Source organism: Bradyrhizobium roseum, assembly GCF_030413175.1.
Taxonomy (GTDB): domain Bacteria; phylum Pseudomonadota; class Alphaproteobacteria; order Rhizobiales; family Xanthobacteraceae; genus Bradyrhizobium; species Bradyrhizobium roseum.
The window spans coordinates 2,907,235-2,927,242 of record NZ_CP129212.1 but is presented as its reverse complement, the minus strand read 5'-3'; the positions used below and the strand labels follow the sequence as shown (position 1 = coordinate 2,927,242).

At 63.1% G+C, this 20,008-nt stretch carries 13 protein-coding genes; 4 read left to right on the top strand and 9 right to left on the bottom strand.

Annotated elements, in window-relative coordinates; all coding sequences use genetic code 11:
- Positions 1–5: 5 nt before the first annotated feature.
- Positions 6–1,064, bottom strand: coding sequence for a phosphotransferase family protein (locus tag QUH67_RS13800; protein ID WP_300947225.1), 1,059 nt, complete (start codon positions 1,062–1,064; stop codon positions 6–8).
- Between the two features lie 58 nt (positions 1,065–1,122).
- Positions 1,123–2,355 (bottom strand): acyl-CoA dehydrogenase family protein, encoded by a 1,233-nt coding sequence (locus QUH67_RS13795; protein ID WP_300947223.1) that lies wholly within the window; start codon positions 2,353–2,355, stop codon positions 1,123–1,125.
- A 209-nt stretch (positions 2,356–2,564) separates the two neighbouring features.
- Between QUH67_RS13795 and QUH67_RS13790 the strand changes: the two genes are divergently transcribed.
- Entirely contained in the window at positions 2,565–3,257 is a 693-nt protein-coding gene (locus QUH67_RS13790; RefSeq protein WP_300947222.1) for a TetR/AcrR family transcriptional regulator, read from the top strand.
- A gap of 330 nt (positions 3,258–3,587) precedes the next feature.
- On the opposite strand, the gene QUH67_RS13785 is transcribed toward QUH67_RS13790, so the two are convergent.
- The 3 genes from QUH67_RS13785 to QUH67_RS13775 form a co-directional block, all read right to left on the bottom strand.
- Positions 3,588–4,208 carry a hypothetical protein gene (locus QUH67_RS13785; protein WP_300947220.1) on the bottom strand — a complete coding sequence of 207 codons (621 nt, stop codon included), beginning with the start codon at positions 4,206–4,208 and terminating at the stop codon, positions 3,588–3,590.
- Positions 4,209–4,249: 41 nt separating this feature from the next.
- On the bottom strand, positions 4,250–5,476 hold the full coding sequence (locus QUH67_RS13780) for a CaiB/BaiF CoA transferase family protein (RefSeq protein ID WP_300947219.1): 1,227 nt from the start codon (positions 5,474–5,476) through the stop codon (positions 4,250–4,252).
- 148 nt (positions 5,477–5,624) lie between these two features.
- Positions 5,625–6,362 carry an NUDIX hydrolase gene (locus QUH67_RS13775; protein WP_407080429.1) on the bottom strand — a complete coding sequence of 246 codons (738 nt, stop codon included), beginning with the start codon at positions 6,360–6,362 and terminating at the stop codon, positions 5,625–5,627.
- Between the two features lie 89 nt (positions 6,363–6,451).
- On the opposite strand from QUH67_RS13775, the gene QUH67_RS13770 reads away from it, so the two are divergent.
- Both QUH67_RS13770 and QUH67_RS13765 read left to right on the top strand, forming a co-directional pair.
- On the top strand, positions 6,452–7,498 hold the full coding sequence (locus QUH67_RS13770) for an SPFH domain-containing protein (protein WP_300947218.1): 1,047 nt from the start codon (positions 6,452–6,454) through the stop codon (positions 7,496–7,498).
- A complete protein-coding gene (locus tag QUH67_RS13765) occupies positions 7,482–8,420 on the top strand; it encodes a diacylglycerol kinase catalytic domain-containing protein (RefSeq protein ID WP_300947217.1) in 939 nt (312 codons plus the stop codon). The genes QUH67_RS13770 and QUH67_RS13765 overlap by 17 nt, the downstream gene beginning before the upstream one ends.
- A 79-nt stretch (positions 8,421–8,499) precedes the next feature.
- Here the strand turns inward: QUH67_RS13765 and QUH67_RS13760 are convergent, their stop codons facing one another.
- The 4 genes from QUH67_RS13760 to QUH67_RS13745 form a co-directional block, all read right to left on the bottom strand.
- Entirely contained in the window at positions 8,500–10,785 is a 2,286-nt protein-coding gene (locus QUH67_RS13760; RefSeq protein ID WP_320416140.1) for an ABC transporter substrate-binding protein, read from the bottom strand.
- A 465-nt stretch (positions 10,786–11,250) separates the two neighbouring features.
- Positions 11,251–13,551, bottom strand: coding sequence for an ABC transporter substrate-binding protein (locus QUH67_RS13755; RefSeq protein ID WP_320416139.1), 2,301 nt, complete (start codon positions 13,549–13,551; stop codon positions 11,251–11,253).
- 426 nt (positions 13,552–13,977) lie between these two features.
- Complete coding sequence (locus QUH67_RS13750; protein WP_320416138.1) at positions 13,978–16,224, bottom strand: ABC transporter substrate-binding protein; 2,247 nt, start codon at positions 16,222–16,224, stop codon at positions 13,978–13,980.
- Between the two features lie 369 nt (positions 16,225–16,593).
- Positions 16,594–17,787 carry a M20/M25/M40 family metallo-hydrolase gene (locus QUH67_RS13745; protein WP_300947216.1) on the bottom strand — a complete coding sequence of 398 codons (1,194 nt, stop codon included), beginning with the start codon at positions 17,785–17,787 and terminating at the stop codon, positions 16,594–16,596.
- 138 nt (positions 17,788–17,925) lie between these two features.
- On the opposite strand from QUH67_RS13745, the gene QUH67_RS13740 reads away from it, so the two are divergent.
- The gene (locus tag QUH67_RS13740; protein ID WP_300947215.1) at positions 17,926–19,989 is read left to right on the top strand and encodes an ATP-dependent helicase; all 2,064 of its coding nucleotides are present in this window, start codon (positions 17,926–17,928) and stop codon (positions 19,987–19,989) included.
- Positions 19,990–20,008: the final 19 nt, after the last annotated feature.

Below are 20,008 nucleotides of genomic sequence, written 5' to 3'. Positions count from 1 at the left end.
GCGCGTCAGGTCGCGCCGGCCTTCTGCGCGTATTCCCAGGAGGCTTTCGACAGCGGCACGGTGCGCGCCGCCGACTCCAGCGCCTTGGCGTTGGCTGCGGTGCCGTCGCGCACGCGCCCGGCAATGCCCTGCGTGATGCCGGCGAGGCGGAACAGATTGTAGGCAAAATACCAGTTCAGGTCAGGCACGGCGCTGCCGGTGACGTTGCAGTAAATCTGCGCGGCCTCTTCCAGGCTCGGAATGTTGAGTGCCTTGAGATCGGCATTGACGAGGCCCGGCATGGTCCACTGCATCAGGAGATAGGTGAAGTCGGCCATGGGATCGCCGAGCGTCGACAGTTCCCAGTCCAGCACCGCCTGCACGCGCGGTTCCGTCGCATGGAAAATCATGTTGTCGAGACGGTAGTCGCCATGCACCACCGACGCGCGCGCCTGCGCCGGTACGGTCTTGGGCAGCCATTCGGCGAGCTTTTCGAATTCCGGAATGTGCTGGGTTTCAGAGGCGCGGTACTGCTTGGTCCAGCGGTCAACCTGGCGGGCAAAATAATTGCCGGGCTTGCCGAAATCGCCGAGCCCGATTTTCTCGGGGTCGAAGACATGGAGGTTGGCCAGCGTCTCGATCTTGCTGGTGAAAATCTTGCGACGCGCGTCCGGCGTCTGGCTGGGCAGCGTCGGATCCCAGAACACCCGGCCCTCTTCCATCGACATGATGTAGAAGGCGGAACCGATCACGGCGTCGTCGGTGCACAGCGCATAGGCTTTGGCGACCGGAAAGCCCTGCTTGCCCAGCGCGGCGATGACGCGGAACTCGCGATCCACCGCATGCGCCGACGGCAGCAGTTTTCCGAACGGCTTTCGCCGCATCACGTAGGATCGGCCGGGGGTTTCGATCTTGTAGGTCGGGTTGGACTGGCCGCCCTTGAACTGCAGGACCTTCAGCGGCCCCTGATAGCCCTCGACATGCTCGCGCATCCAGCCGTCGAGGTTCGCCTCGTTGATGCGATGGCGCTCCTCGACTTCCTTGGTGCCCGAGAACTCTTCGTCTTTCCTGACGCCGTCGGCCACGATGACGCTCCCTTACATTTCTTCTTGAACCTTGGGGAGCGCCATCTCCGGCCTCCCGCTAATGGGTAGCGTTTGCATACTTCCGAAGTTCAAGTCTGGCAATGGCGCGATTGTGCACCTCGTCCGGACCGTCGGCGAGGCGAAGCGTCCTGATATGGGCGTAATCCTTTGCCAACCCGGCATCGTCGGAAACGCCGCCGCCGCCATAGGCCTGGATGGCGTTGTCGATGATCTTCAGCGCCATGTTCGGCGCCGTGACCTTGATCATCGCGATCTCGGCCTGCGCCGTCTTGTTGCCGACCTTGTCCATCATGTCGGCGGCCTTGAGGCACAACAGGCGGTTCATCTCGATATCGGCGCGGGCTTCGCCGATGCGCTGCTCCCATACCGAGTGCTCGATGATCTTCTTGCCGAACGCGGAGCGTGACGCCAGCCGCTTGACCATCTTCTCCAGCGCCTCCTCGGCCTTGCCGATGGTGCGCATGCAGTGGTGGATGCGGCCCGGACCGAGCCGGCCCTGCGCGATCTCGAACCCTCGACCTTCGCCGAGCAGGATGTTCTCCTTCGGCACGCGGACGTTCTCCAGCAGCACCTGGGCGTGGCCGTGCGGCGCGTCGTCGAAGCCGAACACCGGCAGCATCTTTTCCACCTTGATGCCGGGGGTGTCGAGCGGCACGAGGATCTGCGACTGCTGCTGGTGCTTGGCCGCCTTGAAATCGGTCTTGCCCATCAGGATCGCGATCTTACAGCGGGGATCACCGACGCCCGACGACCACCATTTGCGGCCGTTGATGACGTAATGATCGCCGTCCTTTTCGATGCGGGTTTCGATATTGGTCGCATCCGATGAGGCCACCGCCGGCTCGGTCATCAGGAAGGCGGAGCGGATCTCGCCTTCCATCAGCGGCTTCAGCCATTTCCGCTTCTGCTCCTTGCTGCCGTAGCGGATGAACACTTCCATGTTGCCGGTATCGGGCGCCGAGCAGTTGAACACTTCCGAGGCCCAGGAAATGCGGCCCATTTCTTCCGCCAGCGGCGCGTATTCCAGGTTGGTCAGTCCCGCTCCGCGGAACTCGTCGTCCTCATGCGCGTTCGGCGGCATGAACATGTTCCAGAGGCCCTCGGCTTTCGCCTTCTTCTTCAGTTCCTCGAGGATCGGGATCACCTTCCAGCGCGGGCCCTCGGCATCCTGCTGGTCGTAGATCGGTACCGCGGGACGGACATGCGTCTTCATGAACGCTCGCACGCGGTTCAGCCATTCCGTCTGCTTCTCTGACATATCGAAGTTCATGGGACGCTCCTCGGCTCGTGGGATTTCTAAGATTTTGTTCGCACTGTCTGCCCGTCGCCGCCGGCCCGCAAGCCATTTGGCAGGGACTGCGACAGTCCGGCCCGGTGGAAATTGCGACACGTTCGCAAACGTGAATTGACATTCTCGCCTCTTCAAACGATAGTTTCATACAAGTGTTTGAATTGCAACTACCTGAGCGGGGGCCAGATATGCCGAGCGATCAGACCCGGTCCGCCATCCTTGCCGCCGCCGAACGGCTTTATGCCGATCGCGGTTTCGGCGACGTGACGCTGCGCGACATCGTCGCCGAAGCGAACGTCAACCTCGCCGCGGTCAACTATCATTTCGGCTCGAAGGACGAACTGATCGCCGAACTGTTCGTCAGCCGCAGCCTCGCCACCAACCGCGAACGGCTGAATGAATTGAAGCAGGCCGAAGAGAGCGGCGGCGGTCACGCGCCGATCGACGCCATATTGCGCGCGCTGGTCGGCCCCACGCTGCGCGGCTGCCTTGGCCCCGACCGCGAGGGCTCGACCGCGGCGCGCTTCATGATCCGCGCCTCGATCGAGTCGGTGGCGCCGATCCGCCGCATCAAGAACCGCGAGGTCGACCATCTGCGCAAATTCATCGCGGCGATGCGCCGCGCGATGCCGGGCCGCGACGACGCCGATCTGTACTGGGGTCTGCATTTCGCGCTGGCGATGTCGCACCACACGATCCGCGAAAAAGAACGGCTGACGAAATTGTCCGAAGGACAATGCGACCTCAACGACGTTCAGGCGATCATAGACCGCGTGGTTTCCGTCTCGGTGATGGCGCTATCCGGCGGCGAGGCGCCGGCGAAGAAGGCGGTCGCCCGGTCGCCCTCGCCGCAGGGCAGGCTGACGCGGCAGGATCTCTGAAGCCAAGTTCGTGTCCCCGGGAAAGCAACGAACGCGCTGGCACACTTCAGGCACATCATGACCGATCATCGTTGAAGTCTTTCCGGAAGTCAGTAACAGGCGAAGGTTCAGCGTATCGGCGAGCGCCAGAAAGTCCTCTAACCAGATCAGTTCCGTCGGTCATGCCAACCAGCATCGCCAATTTCTGGATTGGCATTGGTATGCCGCCCAAGTGCGGACCTGAACCAGACGCCGCGCCCTCTCCTCGTCATTCCGGGGCGCGCGAAGCGCGAACCCGGAATGACCGGAAGAGAAAGATCAGACGACCTTCTTTTCCCAGCGAGCATGCCTCTAATCCCGGCGTCGCGGCGGATATTCACGCTTCAGGCGGGCAACTTCTTCGTCAGAAGCATTCAAGAGCTCCAATGCAGCCGGGGTCAGCGGGCCACCACCGCACATTCCCATGACGGCATCGACGCGCCCTTTGTGGATCACCCGCCTGTTTTCGGAGTCCAGTACCTTCGATGGATCGGCCGATTCATTCGGATCGGCACCAACGACGGTGGACTTGCCGCGAGGCCACCAATGCGCCGCCGGACGGTCGCCGCAGCTGCCATCGCACCATTCCCGCAGCACAATGAAAGCCTTCCTATCAACGGAAGCGTTGGGCAAACGACCTTTCCAGACTTCGACATGATCGAAGACAAGCATGCTGAACGGAGTATTCGTCTTGCGAGGGTCGGATAGATAGCGCGCCGAGGCGAGGCGCCCACGAAATATGATGGGTGTCCGCTCCAGCCGAGCAAGCACAGCGCGGGCCTCTAAATCCTGACGTTGCCGTTCTGCCGGAGCCTCGACGCCATCAGCGGCCTGAAATAGATGGCTCCCCAGAACGGGGCAATCGAACGCATCCGCCTCCGTGGGGCAGACGAACGCACCAAACAAAAGGGCCGCGGCGAGGAAGCGGCGCATTTCATTTCTCGATGTGTTGGCGGGACAGCTCGGTTCCCGTGCTAGACGATCTTCTTCTCCCGCAGCGCTTCCAGCTTCGCTGCATCGTAGCCGATCGTCGCCAGCACGTCCGCGGTATCGGCGCCGAGCAGCGGCGGCGCGCGATAATCTTTTACCGGGGTACCGGAGAAGGTGATGGCGTTGCGGATCAGCGACAGGTCAGGCTCCAAGGGGTGGTTGACCTTGACCCTCATGCCGCGCGACTGGACGTGGGGGTCGGCGAACACCTGCTCGAAATTGTTGATCGGCCCTGAGGGCACGCCGGCCTTTTCCAGCTCGTCCAGCCAATGGGCCACCGGCTTCTTCAGGAACAGCCCGGCGAAGATCGCCATGATCTCCTTGCTGTGGGCGACGCGGTCGTTGTTCTTGACGAAGCGCGGGTCGGTCGCGAGTTCGGGACTGCCCAGCACCGCGCAGGTGCGCTGGAACTGGCCGTCATTGCCCACCACCAGCATCAACTCGCCGTCGGTGCAGCGGAACACGCCGGCCGGCATGCCGCCATTGCCCCAGGTGCCGCGCCGCGGCGGGGTCTGGCCGTTGACGAGAAATATCTGCGCGTAATGCGACAGCGAGGCGATCACGGTGTCGAACAGGCAGACGTCGACATGCTGCCCCTCCCCGCCATTGGCCCTGCGGTGGTAGAGCGCCGACAGGATGCCGATCGATGAGTTCATGCCGGTCATGTAGTCGACGATGGAAGGGCCGACCTTCATCGGGCCTGCGCCTGGCTCGCCGTCGGGATGCCCGGTGACGCTCATCAACCCGCCCATCGCCTGCAGGATCGCGTCGTAGCCGGCACGCGGTGCATAAGGCCCGGTCTGGCCGAAGCCGGTTACCGAGCAATAGATGATGCCGGGGTTGAGGGCCTTGATCGACGCATAATCCAGCCGGTAGCGCTTGAGATCGCCGACCTTGTAGTTCTCCATCATCACGTCGCAGGACTTGGCCAGTTCGCGGACGATGTCCTGTCCTTCCGGCGTGGCGATATTGACGGTGACCGATTTCTTGTTGCGGTTGGCGCAGAGGTAGAACGAGTTGTTGTTGTTCGCCTTGCCCTCGGGGTCTTTCAGGTAGGGCGGGCCGAAGGCCCGGGCGTCGTCGCCGCCGGCGGGGCGTTCGATCTTGATCACTTCGGCGCCGAGATCAGCCAGCATCTGCGCCGACAAGGGACCCGCGAGCACCCGCGTCAGGTCGAGAATCTTGATGCCCGAAAGTGGCAGAGCCGACATGAACTTCCTCCGAATTTTTTGGCGTGGTGGCGCGGGGATCATCCCCCGCCGCTGCGATACCAAGGCGATACACTATTTTGTGTCAATGAGCCCTGCATTGCCGGCATGACGCTATCCACCTGCCGCGCGTGCGGCCGTGGAAGTCGGATCAGCCCGGCGGGTTGAAGGTCCGGGCAAAATAGATCGGTGATTTGGTCTTCTTCAGGCGATACAGCTGCGCAGGCCGGTTGGGACCTTTGCGCATCCTCGCTACCGGCTCGATCAGATCGGCCGCCAGCATGCGGGTCCGGAACGCGCTCTTTTCCAGCGGGCGGTCAAGTACGATCTCATACACCCGCTGCAGGTCCGGCAGCGTGAACTCCGGCGGCATCAGATAGGCTGGCAACGACGTATATTCGACCTTGCTGCGCAGCCGCTGGATCGCGGTTTCCAGAATTTCGGCGTGATCGAAGGCTAGTTTCAGCTTGCCCTTGCTGGTGCCCACCGGAAACCACCGCGCGTCGGCAGCTCCCGCGCCCGCAAGGGGCGCCGCGGGCAACAGCGCGAAGTACGCATGCGTGGCGGACCAGCCACGCGGATCGCGGGTAGCACTGCCCCAGCTTCCCAATTGCTCGAGATAAGGACTGACCACCCCGGTCTTATCCTTCAGCTTGCGAACCGCGCAGCTTTGCAGGTCGGCGTCTCGGCCGGTGTCGACAAAGCCGCCCGGCAGCGCCCAGGCCGCAGGAAACGGCTCGTCTTCATCCGCCGGCCGCTGAATCAGCAGAACCTGAAGCACACCCTCCCTGACGGTGAAGATGACGACGTCGACCGTCGTCAGCGGCCTCGGAAAGTCCAGCCTCCCCGGCCCGTCGAGAGCTTTTTCGCGGTCGTCTGCCATCACCATGAACCTTCTCGATTACCTGCTTGACAGTAACATACTTAGTTGTACAGTCCAACTTACTTAGTTGTCCAGACCCACTTATGGAGAGCGTCATGTTCGGAATTCGCTTCGTCAAAGCCCAGCCCACCACCTATCTGATGAAATACCGGGCCGGCGAGGTTACCCGCGAAGGTGCCGGGCTCTCCACGCTGTACTACGCGCCCGTCAGCTCGCTGGTCGCAGTTCCGATTGGAAGCCGGGACGCGGCTTTCATCTTCCAGCACATCGCCCGCGACTTTCAGGCCCTCACCATCCAGGGCCACGTCACCTATCGTATTGGCGAGCCGAAGCGGGCCGCCTCGATGCTCAACTTCACGCTGAAGGCCGACGGCAAGACCTACGAATCCGATGATCCGGAGAAGCTGCCACAGCGGATCCTGGGTACGGTGGAAGTGCTGGCCCAGCAGGCGGTGAAGGAACTGACGCTCAAGGAAGCGCTGCAGGCCTCCGACCGTATCGCCGACATCATCGCATCAGGACTGAGGAACCGCGCGGACATCGCCTCCCTGGGACTTGAAATCCTCGGCGTTTCGATCCGCGGCGTGAAGCCGACGCCCGACACCGCCAAGGCGCTCGAAGCGGAAGCGCGTGAGGCCATCCTCAAGAGCGCGGACGAGGCGATCTTCGCGCGGCGCAACTTTGCCGTCGAGCAGGAACGCGCCATCCGCGAGAGCGAGCTCGATACCGAGATCGCCGTCGAGCAGAAGAAGCGCTCCATCCGCGAGACCCAGATGGACGCCGAGGCCAGCGTGGTGGCCAAGCAGAACGAGCTGCGCGAGTCCGGAATGACCGCAGACATCTCGCTCGAAGGCAAGCGCAAGGACTTCGTCGCGCTCAACGCCGAAAACACCCGAACGCTGGCCGACGCGGAAGCCTACCGGGTTGGCGCGCTGATGAAGATATTCGAGGGCATCGACACCAGGGTGGTGCAGGCGCTTGCCGCCGCGGGCATGCAGCCCGGCCAATTGATCGCCCAGGCCTTCGCCGGAATTGCCGAAAAGGCCGAGCGGATCGGGCAGCTCAACGTGTCGCCGGAACTGTTGCAGGCGCTGATGGAAAAGCCGAAGTCCACGGGGGCTGTCCATGCCCGCCAACAATGATCGCAAGGTGATCCTGGTCACCCGCAAGACCCGGCTGGAGGACCTGATCGCCAAATACCTGACGCCGGCGCAGGCGCGGTTCTACGTCGAGCACCTCGGCGCCGACTTCTCCGACTATCAGCGCGAGCATGACATCTATCTCGCGCAGCAGCGCCGCACGGTGCAGACCCTGGAGCAATGGGGCCGCTACCAGATCATCGAACGGAGCTTTCTGCCGAACTTCATGTTCGGTCCGGCCGACATCGTGGTCGCCCTCGGCCAGGATGGGTTGGTCGCCAACACCATGAAATATCTCGACGGCCACCCGCTGATCGGCCTCAACCCCGACGCCGGTCGCTACGACGGCATTCTGCTGCCGTTCGAACCCGTCGACCTCCCCGCGCTGCTGCGGGAGGTCGCGGCTGGACGGCGCGACTTCAAGTCCGTCACGATGGCCAAGGCGACGCTGGCCAATGGCCAGGTGCTCCACGCCGTCAACGACATCTTCATCGGGACCCGCTCCCATACCTCAGCGATCTACCAGATCGCCGCAGGCGAGCAGAAAGAAACGCAGTCGTCGAGCGGGCTGATCGTCTCGACCGGCCTCGGCTCGACCGCGTGGTTCAAGAGCATCGTCACTGGTTCACTCGCCATCGCCGCCGCGCTCGGCAGCGCGAACGAGGACGCGCCAGCTTACGCGCCGCAACCGTGGGACTGCGAGGAATTGCGATTTGCGGTACGCGAGCCGTTTCCAAGCCGGACATCGCAGGTGAAGCTCGTCTATGGCCGGCTGGCGCGATCCGAACAGCTCAGCGTCCGGTCGCTGATGCCGGAAAACGGCGTCATCTTCAGCGACGGCATCGAAGCCGATCGCCTTGACTTCAATTCGGGAACCGAAGTGCAGATCGCGGTCGCCGAGCGCCAGGGCCGGTTGGTCGTCTGATCGAATATTCAGGCGGCTTTCGAAGAAGAGCGCGCCGAATTGAACGGCGCGCCCCGATGTCTATCGAGTGTTGCCACTATTATCGGGCAGACTTGGCGCGGTTGGCCCGCCATTCCAGGAATTCGCGATAGAGCGGGTCCTGCGGGGCAAGTGCGGCGGAGCCTACGGAACCTCGCGGCGGCGGTGGCACGGCGCCTGACACCGCCGCCGTCCCCGAGGACAGCGGCATGTTGCGATCGAGCCATTCCTGCGCCGCCCTGAAGCGTGTCCACCCCGATACCGTGGCGCGCGGCGCCATTTCCTTCCACTTTGGATGGAACGGCGGACGCTGCAGCTGCGTCACCTTGTCGAACATGGTGTCCACCAGCAGCGCGAGCCGGCGATAGCGGTCGCTGTTCGGCGCCCAATTGTACGACGCCAGTACGGCTTCGGCCGCAATCGTCTCGACCAAGGCGCCATCCGCCACCAGGTTCGGATAGTCCTGCGACGAGAGCTTGGAGGGCAGATATTCCTCCTGCAGGTTCTTGGCGTACTCGACCGGCACCAGATGCAGATTGCGGTCCGTGATCTGGTTCAGCCATTGCACCGGCTTGCCTTCGATCGCCACGATCGCGTCGACCTCCCCCTTGCGCAATTGGTCGATCGCCAGCCGCGGCTCCTGATAGACGAGGTGCGGACGGATGCCGAGCTGCTCGAACACGTTGATTGCCGTCACGAAGGTCGAACTGTCGGGCAGATCGACCACCACGGTCTTGCCGTCGAGATCGCGCACGCTCTTGATCGTCCTCGGCGCGAGAACGTGCATCTCCTCGTTGAACATCTTGGCGACATAGACGAACTGGTTGCGGATGTCCTTGGCAAAGTCCTTGCGGTCCAGATAGGACAGCGTATCCTTGCGCACGATGCCGGCGTCGACGCCGCGCAGCAGCAGGATGTCGGACACCGCCTGCACCGAGCCGCGGCCCATCACCGGCAGGATTCGCAGCGCCGTCCCGTTGTCGAGCACCGAGGCCAGATCGGCGCCGACCTGCGCGTAGGTTGAGCCGAACGAGCCGGTCATCAGGCTCACCGTGTTGGCGTTGAGCTGGTTGGCCAGATCGCGCTTGGTGGCCGTGCCGTATTTGAAGATGGTCTTGAAGGACTCGCTGACCGCGCCAGCGTCGACGCCGCTGCGCACCGGGCCGAAGTGCTGCCACTGGCCGTTGGTGAAGCGCATCATCCGCATCTGCTCGATCGGCGCATGGTCGGACGGGCTGGTGTTGATCAAAATGCCCTGCACCATCATCGGGAGCTGGATGCCCTTGAGCAGGCGGGCCTGCCGCATGATATTCTCGCGCGACAGGTCGTCGCCGCAGTTCTTCAGCACCTCGACCGTCAGCTTGCCGACGAGATAGCCGAGCACCGCCTGGCCGTTGGTCTTGCTGATGCCCGGCATATAGCGCTGCATGAAGTTGCTCCAGTCCCGGAACACCGCCTCGCCGGCCGACGCCACGTCTTCGCCTTCGAGCCGGTAGGCCGCCGACAGCAGGCCTTCCGCATTTTGCGGGCCCGCCGGCTGAATCACGGCCGTGTACGAATTGGAGATCGAGGCGGCGAACTGCAGCGGCCTCCAGCCAAGTTCGGCGCTTCGCTTGATCGCCATGACCGCGAATTTCGGCGTGGTGAACTCCATGAGGACGTCGGCACCCGAGGCCTTGAGCTTGACCATCTGGGCGTCGATGTTGGTGTCGCTCACCTTGTAGGTGGCTTCCGCCACGATCGGCATCTTGCCGCCGAGGCCGTCCTTCAGGCCCTTGAGATATTCCTTGCCCATGCCGTCATCCTGGTAGAGGACGGCGATCTTGCTGCGCGGATGGTTCTCCAGAAGATATTGCGCAAAGATTTGCGCCTCGGCCGTGTAGGTCGGCAGGAAGCCGATGGTCCAGGGAAACTCCTGCGGCTGATCCCAGGCCGCCGCACCCGACAGGGCGAAAAGGTGCGGCACCTTCTTCGAGTTGAGATAAGGCTGGATCGCCGCATTGGTGTTGGTGCCGATGGTCCCGAGCGTGAGAAGAACATTGTCTTCCTCGACCAGCTTGCGGGTCATCGCCATGGTCTTGGTCGGCTCATAGGCGTCGTCGTAGGTGATCACATTGACCTTGCGACCGTTGATGCCGCCTTCGGCGTTGGTCTTTTCCAGGTACGCGATGAAGCCCTTGGCAATGATGCCATAGGCGGACGCCGGACCGGTGTAGGGCGCTGTGTTGCCGATCCGGATTTCGGTGGCGCTTGGCGCCGGAAGGCCCTGCCCGAAAGCCGGCCCCGTCATCGCGACAAGAACCAGCGCCGTTGCAACGCTGCGCCGCGGCGCGGAAGATTGGGTCACGAGTTCAGAAGATCGTGTCACCGCCCAGCGAGTGTCGATCAAAGCCCGCATCTGCCTGCCCCCCTAGAGCGATTTATCTGCGATGTCTTGTGCACCGTGACGTATAGCGTCTCAGCGCTACTCGCTGAGATTGTGTCCCCTTTGGATTGATTTTGTGTCAAGGCGATCTGTTACACAGCGCTGTATCGGTCGATTGTGTGTTTATGCCGCGACAATACAGCACATCCCGTCGACGAGAGCTCAGTCGTACCGGCGAATAGTTGCACACCCCCTGATTGCATATGCAACCCATGGGAGAAGTCGGCGAGTCCTGGCCGCATGACTCGGTCGTCCATGCTTGCGCCGCGCAGCACTCGCTCGCTTCACGACGGCCCTCGCCAGGGTTGCCGCGCCTTTGTCCCAAAAGCAAACGGCCCGCCGAAGCGGGCCGTCTCTAGCATTAAGCCTTGGTATCGGCCGTTCCGATCAGCGGTTGGGGCTGGCCTTGGCGCGGCCGGCCCGCCACTCCAGGAATTCGCGATACAGCGGATCGCTGCGCTCCTGTGATTGGAAGGCGGTGGGAGCCGGCGCCGCCGACGGCTGAGGCGACAGTACAGCGCCAGACGCCGCCGATATGGCCGGGCTCCCCGGCATCGGCATGTTGCGGTCGAGCCATTGCTGCGCCGCTGCGAAGCGGGTCCAGCCGGTGACGGTTGCCCGCAACGCCATTTCCTTCCACTTGGGATGGAACGGCGGACGCTGCAGCTGCGCGACCTTGTCGAACATGGTGTCCACCAGGAGCGCGAGCCGGCGATAGCGGTCGCTGTTCGCAGGCCAGTTGTAGGCGGCAAGCACCGCTTCGGCAGCAATCGTCTCGACCGAGCTGCCGTCCGCCACCAGGTTCGGATAGTCCTGCGACGACAGCTTGGAGGGCAGATATTCGTCCTGCAGGTTCTTGGCGTATTCGACCGGCACCAGATGCAGATTGCGATCGTTGATCTGGCTCAGCCATTGCAGCGGCTTGCCCTCGATCGCCACGATCGCGTCGACCTCGCCCTTGCGAAGCTGGTCCACGGCGAGCCGCGGCTCCTGGTAGACGAGGTGCGGACGGATGCCGAGCCGCTCGAACACGTTGATCGCCGTCACGAAGGTCGAGCTGTCGGGCAAGTCCACCACCACGGTCTTGCCGTCGAGATCGCGGATGCTCTGGATCGTCCTCGGCGCGAGAACGTGCATCTCCTCGTTGAACATCTTGGCGACATAGACGAACTGGTTGCGGATGTCCTTGGCAAAGTCCTTGCGGTCCAGATAGGACAGCGTGTCCTTGCGCACGATGCCGGCGTCGACGCCGCGCAGCAGCAGGATGTCCGACACCGCCTGCACCGAGCCGCGGCCCATCACCGGCAGGATCCGCAGGTTGGTGCCGTTGTCGAGCACCGAGGCCAGATCGGCCCCGACCTGGGCGTAGGTCGAGCCGAACGAGCCGGTCACCAGGCTGACCGTGTTGGCGTTGAGCTGGTTGGCGAGGTCCTTCTTGGTGGCGGTGCCGTATTTGAAGATGGTCTTGAAGGAATCGCTGACCGCGCCTGGATCGATGCCGCTGCGCACCGGGCCGAAATGCTGCCACTGGCCGTTGGTGAAGCGCATCATCCGCATCTGCTCGATCGGGGCATGGTCCGACGGGCTGGTGTTGAGCAAAATGCCCTGCACCATCATCGGCAGCTGGAGGCCCTTGAGCAGACGGGCCTGCTTCATGATGTTCTCGCGCGACAGGTCGTCGCCGCAGTTCTTCAGCACCTCGACGACCGTCCGACTGACGAGGTAGCCGAGCACGGCCTGGCCGTTGGTCTTGCTGATGCTCGGCACGTAGCGCTGCATAAAGGCGTTCCATTCCCGGAACGCCGCCTCGCCGGCACCGGCCGCGTCCTCGCCCTCGAGCCGGTAGGCCGCCGACATCACGCCTTCCGCGTTTTGCGGACCGGCCGGCTGCATCACGGCGGTATAGGAATTGGAGACCGAGGCGACGAAATGGTTCGGCCGCCAGCCGAGTTCGGCGTTTCGCTTGATCGCCATGGTGGCGAATTTCGGCGTGGTGAACTGGACGAAGACATCGGCGCCCGAGGCCTTCAGCTTGGCCAGCTGAGTCTCGATGTTGGGGTCGCTCACCTTGTAGGCGGCTTCGGCGATGATCGGCACCTTGCCGCCAAGACCGTCCTTCAGGCCCTTGAGATATTCCTTGCCCATGCCGTCGTCCTGGTAGAGGACAGCGATCCGGCTGCGGGGGTGGTTCTCGAGAATATATTGCGCATAGATCGTGGCTTCGGCGATGTAGGTCGGCAGGAAGCCCATGGTCCAGGGAAACTCCTGCGGCTGGTCCCACGCCGCTGCGCCCGTCAAGGCAAAGAGCTGCGGTACCTTCTTCGAGTTCAGATAAGGCTGGATCGCCGCATTGGTGTTGGTGCCCACGGTGCCCATGGTGAACAGAACCTGGTCGTCCTCGACCAGCTTGCGGGTCACCTCCATGACCTTGATCGGGTCATAGGCATCGTCATAGATGATCGCGTTGACCCTGCGGCCGTTGATGCCGCCTTCGGCGTTGATCTTGTCGAAATAGGCCGCGATGACCTTGCCGATGACGCCGTAGGCCGTCGCCGGCCCGGTGAGAGGCGACGTAATGCCGATGCGGATTTCGTTGGCAGCCGGCGGAGCTGCATGCGCGCGGTCACCCATTGCCAGACCGGCCATCGCCGCCAGCGCCAGCGCGGTGCTGCGCAGAGGCGCAGTCAATAACCGGCTCAGACCGCGACGGGCGGCAAGCCCGAAATATGGCGCCTTTGCCCAATGAGTATCGACGAGAAGCCGCATCCGCTTGCCCCTTTTTTAAAGATACGTTTGTGAGATTTTTAGCAGCGAGCCGCCACCGTTTCAGCACTAGTCGCTGACAATGTGTCTCAATTGGATTGATTTTGTGTCAAGGCCAAGTGTTTTGCCCGGTTATTCGAACATGTGCCCAACCGCGACAATTTTACGACATTTGCGTGGAAGGCACGAACATTGAGACACGGCCTAATTGCATTTTTTCACCAATGCAATTTTTCCCTGGGTCAGGCAAATCCGACAATGCGGTCGCACCACAGACAAGCAAATCGCGCCTCCGCACCAGCAAAACGGCCCGCCATGCGGCGGGCCGTCGCGCGTGGAAGATACCTGTGGTTAGCGGCTGCCAGCCGCCTTGGCGCGGCTGGCGCGCCACTCCAGGAATTCGCGGTACAGCGGATCGCGGTCCTGCGGGGCGAGGATGGCAGCTGGCGGCTGTTGCGATACGGCGCCGGATGCGGCCGACACCGACGCGCTCGCGGGCATGTTGCGATCGAGCCATTCCTGCGCCGCTTTGAAGCGTGTCCACCCCGATACCGTGGCGCGCGGCGCCATTTCCTTCCACTTCGGATGGAACGGCGGACGCTGCAGCTGCGTCACCTTATCGAACATGGTGTCCACCAGCAGCGCGAGCCGGCGATAGCGGTCGCTGTTCGGCGCCCAGTTATACGACGCCAGTACGGCTTCGGCCGCAATCGTCTCGATCAAGGCGCCATCCGCCACCAGGTTCGGATAGTCCTGCGACGAGAGCTTGGAGGGCAGATATTCCTCCTGCAGGTTCTTGGCGTACTCGACCGGCACCAGATGCAGATTGCGGTCCGTGATCTGGTTCAGCCATTGCACCGGCTTGCCTTCGATCGCCACGATCGCGTCGACCTCCCCCTTGCGCAATTGGTCGATCGCCAGCCGCGGCTCCTGATAGACGAGGTGCGGACGGATGCCGAGTTGCTCGAACACGTTGATCGCCGTCACGAAGGTCGAACTGTCGGGCAGATCGACCACCACGGTCTTGCCGTCGAGATCGCGCACGCTCTTGATCGTCCTCGGCGCGAGAACGTGCATCTCCTCGTTGAACATCTTGGCGACATAGACGAACTGGTTGCGGATGTCCTTGGCAAAGTCCTTGCGGTCCAGATAGGACAGCGTGTCCTTGCGCACGATGCCGGCGTCGACGCCGCGCAGCAGCAGGATGTCGGACACCGCCTGCACCGAGCCGCGGCCCATCACCGGCAGGATTCGCAGCGCCGTCCCGTTGTCGAGCACCGAGGCCAGATCGGCGCCGACCTGCGCGTAGGTCGAGCCGAACGAGCCGGTCATCAGGCTCACCGTGTTGGCGTTGAGCTGGTTGGCCAGATCGCGCTTGGTGGCCGTGCCGTACTTGAACAGCGTCTTGAAGGAATCGCTGACCGTCCCCGGATCGATGCCGCTGCGCACCGGCCCGAAGAACTGCCAGTGGCCGTTGGTGAAGCGCATCATGCGCATCTGCTCGATGGTCGCGTGGTCGGAAGGGCTGGTGTTGATCAGGATGCCCGGCACCATCATCGGAATCTGCAGACCCTTGATCGAGCGGGCCTGCTTCATGATGTTCTCGCGCGACAGGTCGTCGCCGCACATCTTCAGCACCTCCATGACCAGCCGGGCGTTGAGATAGGCGTAGACCGCCTGGCCGTTCGCCTTGCTGACGCTCGGCACGTAGCGCTCCATGAAGGCGCTCCACTCGCGGAACACCGCGGGCCCTGCGGCCTGCGCATCCTCGCCTTCGAGACGGTACATCGCCGACATGATGCCTTCGGCGTTCTCGATGCCGGCCGGCGCCATGACAGACGAAACCGATTCCGACACCGAGGCCAGGAAATGCACCGGCTTCCAGCCGATTTCGGCATTCCGCTTGATCGCCATGGTGGCGAATTTCGGCGTCGTGAACTGCATGAAGATGTCGGCGCCCGAGGCCTTCAGCTTGGCGATCTGGGCGTCGATGCTGGCGTCGGTCACCTTGTAGGGCGCCTCCGCCACGATCGGCACCTTGCCGCCGAGGCCGTCCCTGAGACCTTTCAGATAGTCCTTGCCGAAGCCGTCGTCCTGATAGAGCACCGCGATCTTGCCGCGCGGATGGTTCTCCAGGATGTATTGCGAATAGATGTGCGCTTCGGTCTGGTAGCTGGGCAGGAAGCCCATGGTCCAGGGAAACTCGCGCGGCTGGTCCCACATCGTCGCTCCCGAAGCGACGAAAAGCTGCGGCACCTTCTTCGCGTTCAGATAGGGATGGACGGCCTGGCTGGTGTTGGTGCCGAGGCTCGCGAGAATAAAGAGAACATTGTCTTCCTCGACGAGCTTTCGCGTCAGCTCCATCGTCTTGGTGGGATTGTAGGCGTCGTCATAGGAAATGAAGTTGATCTTGCGGCCGTTGATGCCACCCTCGGCGTTGACCTTGTCGAAATAGGCCGCCAGCACCTTGCCGATCACGCCATAGGCAGAAGCCGGGCCGGTATAGGGCACGGTGTTGCCGATCCGGATCTCGTTGGCACTCGACGCCGGAGCGCCCTGCGCGAAAGCCGGTCCTGCCATCGCGGCAAGCAGCAGCACGGTTGCCGCACTAGGCGCGCCCAAAAGCCGGCGTACGGCTTCTCCCGAACGGGAACGTGCTTCTTCTATGAAGTACCGACGTGAATCGTTGATTGCCCGCATTGCGGTCCCCCTTGTGTGTCCATGCCCATTTTTTTGATTTTTTTGTGCGCTATGCGCGCAGACGCGCAGGGTTTCAACCCTGCTCGCCGATATTGCGCTTTAATCTGAGTCTTTTTGTGGCGAATCCGCGCGCACGTCGCAACATGGTTACCAACGACGTCTTCTTCCGAAAAATCTGCGCGAAATTTATCCCTCTGCAATCATTGAGTGCAGCGACGTCGATCGCTTCCCATCCTGTTGCGGCGCGAGCCGACTCGCGCGGCGCGCCTATCGCATCGTCGCGAGTTGGACCGCCAGCGCGCAGGCACGGTCGTACTCATCGAGATTGATCCACTCGTCGATCGTGTGCGGCTCATTCTGCCCCGCACCGAACGTCACCGTGGGAACGCCATGGCGGACCATCCAGTTGGCGTCCAGCCCGCCATTGGCGGCGCGGATGTTCGGCCTGGCCCCGATTTCGGACACCGCCGCGACCGCGCGTTTGACCACCGGCAGGTTCTCCTTCATGCGGAACGGATGATAGTCGGTCTCGGCCTTGAACTTGACCTTGCCCGGCTTGCCGTCGCTGTTGGTGACGCGCTTGGCTGCCTTCTCGAACGCCGCCTTGTAGGCTTTGGTGATTTCCCTGAAGAACTTGCTGTCATGACTGCGGCTTTCGCCGCGGACATGGACATAGTCGGTCACGACATTGGTGGCGTCGCCAGCCGGCCTTCCCTCGCCGCCGGTGACGGGACCGACATTGCTGGTGCCCTGCAGCTTGCGCTTGACCACTTTGCCGAACCAGCCGCCCGCCTTCACATCAGCCAGCGCCAGCGCCAGAATCATCGTCGAACTGATGCCGCGCTCCGGCGCGACGCCGGCATGCGAGGCGCGGCCGAAGATCTCGACCTCCCAGCGGTCCGCGCCGACGGCGCCGATCGTGACGTTGGAGGCGGCGCCGCCGTCGTAGTTGAACGCCATGGTCGGCGAGCCGAGTTCTTCGGTCTTGACGTACCGTGCCCCATAGAGCCCGCTCTCCTCGCGTACGCAGAACAGCAGGGTGATCGGCGGATGATCGAGGTTCTGCTTCGCCAGTTCCGCCGCCAGCGTGACCAGCACACCGCAGCCGCAGCGGTTGTCGCCGCCGAGCGCGGTCTTGGCCTCGTTGACGATCTTGCGGCCCTTTACCTTCGGCCTGGCGCCGGCGCACAGCGGCACGGTGTCCATGTGGGTCATGAACATGATACGCGGCTGGTTGTGCATGGCCCCCTTCCCCGGCAGATCGACGATCAGGTTGCCGGTCTCGGTCGGCACCGGGATCCGGGTGTTGGCGTCGTCGAGCCGGATCGCCTCCGCCGGTACACCGACCTCCTGTAGCGTCGCGCGGAGGTCCTGCCCGATCGTCGCCTCCTTGCCGGTGACGCCTTCGACGGCGAGGAAACGCATGAGACGGTCGGTGGCGGCGGAGGTATCGACGGGCATGATGGCACTTTCTTCAAAATTGGTTCCGCCAATCATAGCCAACGGTCGCTATTGATTTCAAACGGCATTTCGCAGGTTGCGACCAAGGCGGGAATCACCGACCGTCTCTCCGATTCGGATCATGAACGGACGCGCACGGTGCTAACAGCAGCCACCTACCTCGACACGCTCAATCCCGAGCAGCGCCGCGCCGTCGAACACGGCGCTGCGGGCGGATTGGCGGCGGCGCCGCTGCTGGTGATTGCGGGCGCGGGATCGGGCAAAACCAACACCCTCGCCCATCGGGTCGCCCATCTAATCGTTCAGGGCGCCGATCCCAGGCGGATCCTGCTGATGACGTTTTCCCGCCGCGCCGCTTCCGAGATGACGCGGCGCGTCGAACGCATCGCGCGCAAGGTGATGGGCGACAATGCCGGCGTGATGACCGACGCGCTGAGCTGGGCCGGCACCTATCACGGCATCGGCGCCCGGCTGCTGCGCGAATATGCCGAGCAGATCGGCATCGACCCTGCGTTTACGATTCACGACCGCGAAGACTCCGCCGACCTGATGAACCTGGTCAGGCATGAGAAAGGTTTTTCGAAAACCGAGAGCCGGTTCCCGACCAAAGGCACCTGCCTCTCGATCTACTCGCGCTGCGTCAACGCCGAGATGCCGATCGAGCAGGTCATCGGCGCATCCTATCCATGGTGTTCCGGCTGGGCCGCCGAACTCAAGGAGCTGTTCGCTTGCTATGTCGAGGCCAAGCTGAAGCAGAACGTGCTCGATTACGACGACCTGCTGCTCTATTGGGCGCAGATGGTCGGCGACGCCGCTTTGGCCGATGATATCGGCGGCCGCTTCGACCACGTCCTGGTCGACGAATATCAGGACACCAACCGCCTGCAATCCTCAATCCTCTTGGCGCTGAAGCCCGGAGGCCGTGGCCTCACCGTCGTGGGCGACGATGCCCAATCGATCTATTCGTTCCGCGCCGCGACCGTGCGCAACATTCTGGACTTTCCCGGTCAGTTTTCGCCGCCCGCCAGCATCATCACGCTGGACCGCAATTATCGCTCGACGCAAACCATTCTCGCCGCTGCCAACGGCGTCATCGGCCTGGCCAGAGAGCGCTTTACCAAAAACCTCTGGACCGAACGGACGTCCGCCGCAAAACCGCAACTCGTCACCGTGCGCGACGAGGCCGACCAGGCGCGCTTCATCGTCGAGCGCATTCTGGAGAACCGCGAGTCGGGCACGCGCTTCAAGGAACAGGCGGTGCTGTTCCGGACCTCGAGCCACTCCGGCCCGCTCGAAATCGAACTGACGCGCCGGAACATTCCGTTCGTCAAATTCGGCGGGCTGAAATTTCTCGATGCCGCCCATATCAAGGACATGCTGGCCTTGCTGCGCTTCGTCGAAAATCCGCGCGACCGCGTCGCGGGTTTCCGGTTGTTGCACCTGCTGCCCGGCATCGGGTCGGCCACCGCGCAGCGCGTGCTCGACCATATGGCCGAGGCGGCCGATCCGATCGGCGCCCTCGCAGCGCTGGCAACCCCCGCGCGCACCGGCGAAAGCTGGAAAAACTTCGTCGAAGCCTTGGGCAATCTGCGTTATTCGGAATGGCCGGTCGATCTCGAGCGCGCCCGCCTCTGGTACGAACCGCATCTCGACCGCATCCACGAGGACGCCGAGACGCGGCGGGCCGACCTGATCCAGCTCGAAATGATCGCGTCCGGCTATCCCTCGCGCGAACGCTTCCTCACCGAATTGACGCTCGATCCGCCGGACGCCACCAGCGACCAGGCCGGCGTGCCGCTGCTCGACGAGGATTACCTGATCCTGTCGACGATCCACTCCGCCAAGGGCCAGGAGTGGAAGTCGGTCTATCTGCTCAACGCCGTCGACGGCTGCATGCCGTCCGATCTCGGCGCCGGCACCTCCGCCGAGATCGAGGAGGAACGCCGCCTGCTCTACGTCGCCATGACCCGCGCCAAGGACGACTTGCACCTGATCGTTCCACAGCGCTTCTTCGTCCACGGCCAGCACGCCAACGGCGATCGCCACCTCTATGCCTCCAGGACGCGCTTCATCCCCGAAAAACTGCTCGGACTGTTCGAGCGCACGGCCTGGCCTCTGGCACCGGTCGGTGCCGCGGCACGTGCCGCCAGCCAGGGACCGAAGCTCGATATCGGCGCCCGCATGCGCGGGATGTGGCGATAGCGCATTCGCCCCGGGCACC

Bases quoted from the DNA above. Each gene is read 5' to 3' on its own strand.
- QUH67_RS13795 (WP_300947223.1), bottom strand. From the start codon at position 2,355: ATGAACTTCGATATGTCAGAGAAGCAGACGGAATGGCTGAACCGCGTG.
- QUH67_RS13790 (WP_300947222.1), top strand. From the start codon at position 2,565: ATGCCGAGCGATCAGACCCGGTCCGCCATCCTTGCCGCCGCCGAACGG.
- QUH67_RS13785 (WP_300947220.1), bottom strand. From the start codon at position 4,208: ATGCGCCGCTTCCTCGCCGCGGCCCTTTTGTTTGGTGCGTTCGTCTGC.
- QUH67_RS13780 (WP_300947219.1), bottom strand. From the start codon at position 5,476: ATGTCGGCTCTGCCACTTTCGGGCATCAAGATTCTCGACCTGACGCGG.
- QUH67_RS13775 (WP_407080429.1), bottom strand. From the start codon at position 6,362: ATGGTGATGGCAGACGACCGCGAAAAAGCTCTCGACGGGCCGGGGAGG.
- QUH67_RS13770 (WP_300947218.1), top strand. From the start codon at position 6,452: ATGTTCGGAATTCGCTTCGTCAAAGCCCAGCCCACCACCTATCTGATG.
- QUH67_RS13765 (WP_300947217.1), top strand. From the start codon at position 7,482: ATGCCCGCCAACAATGATCGCAAGGTGATCCTGGTCACCCGCAAGACC.
- QUH67_RS13745 (WP_300947216.1), bottom strand. From the start codon at position 17,787: ATGCCCGTCGATACCTCCGCCGCCACCGACCGTCTCATGCGTTTCCTC.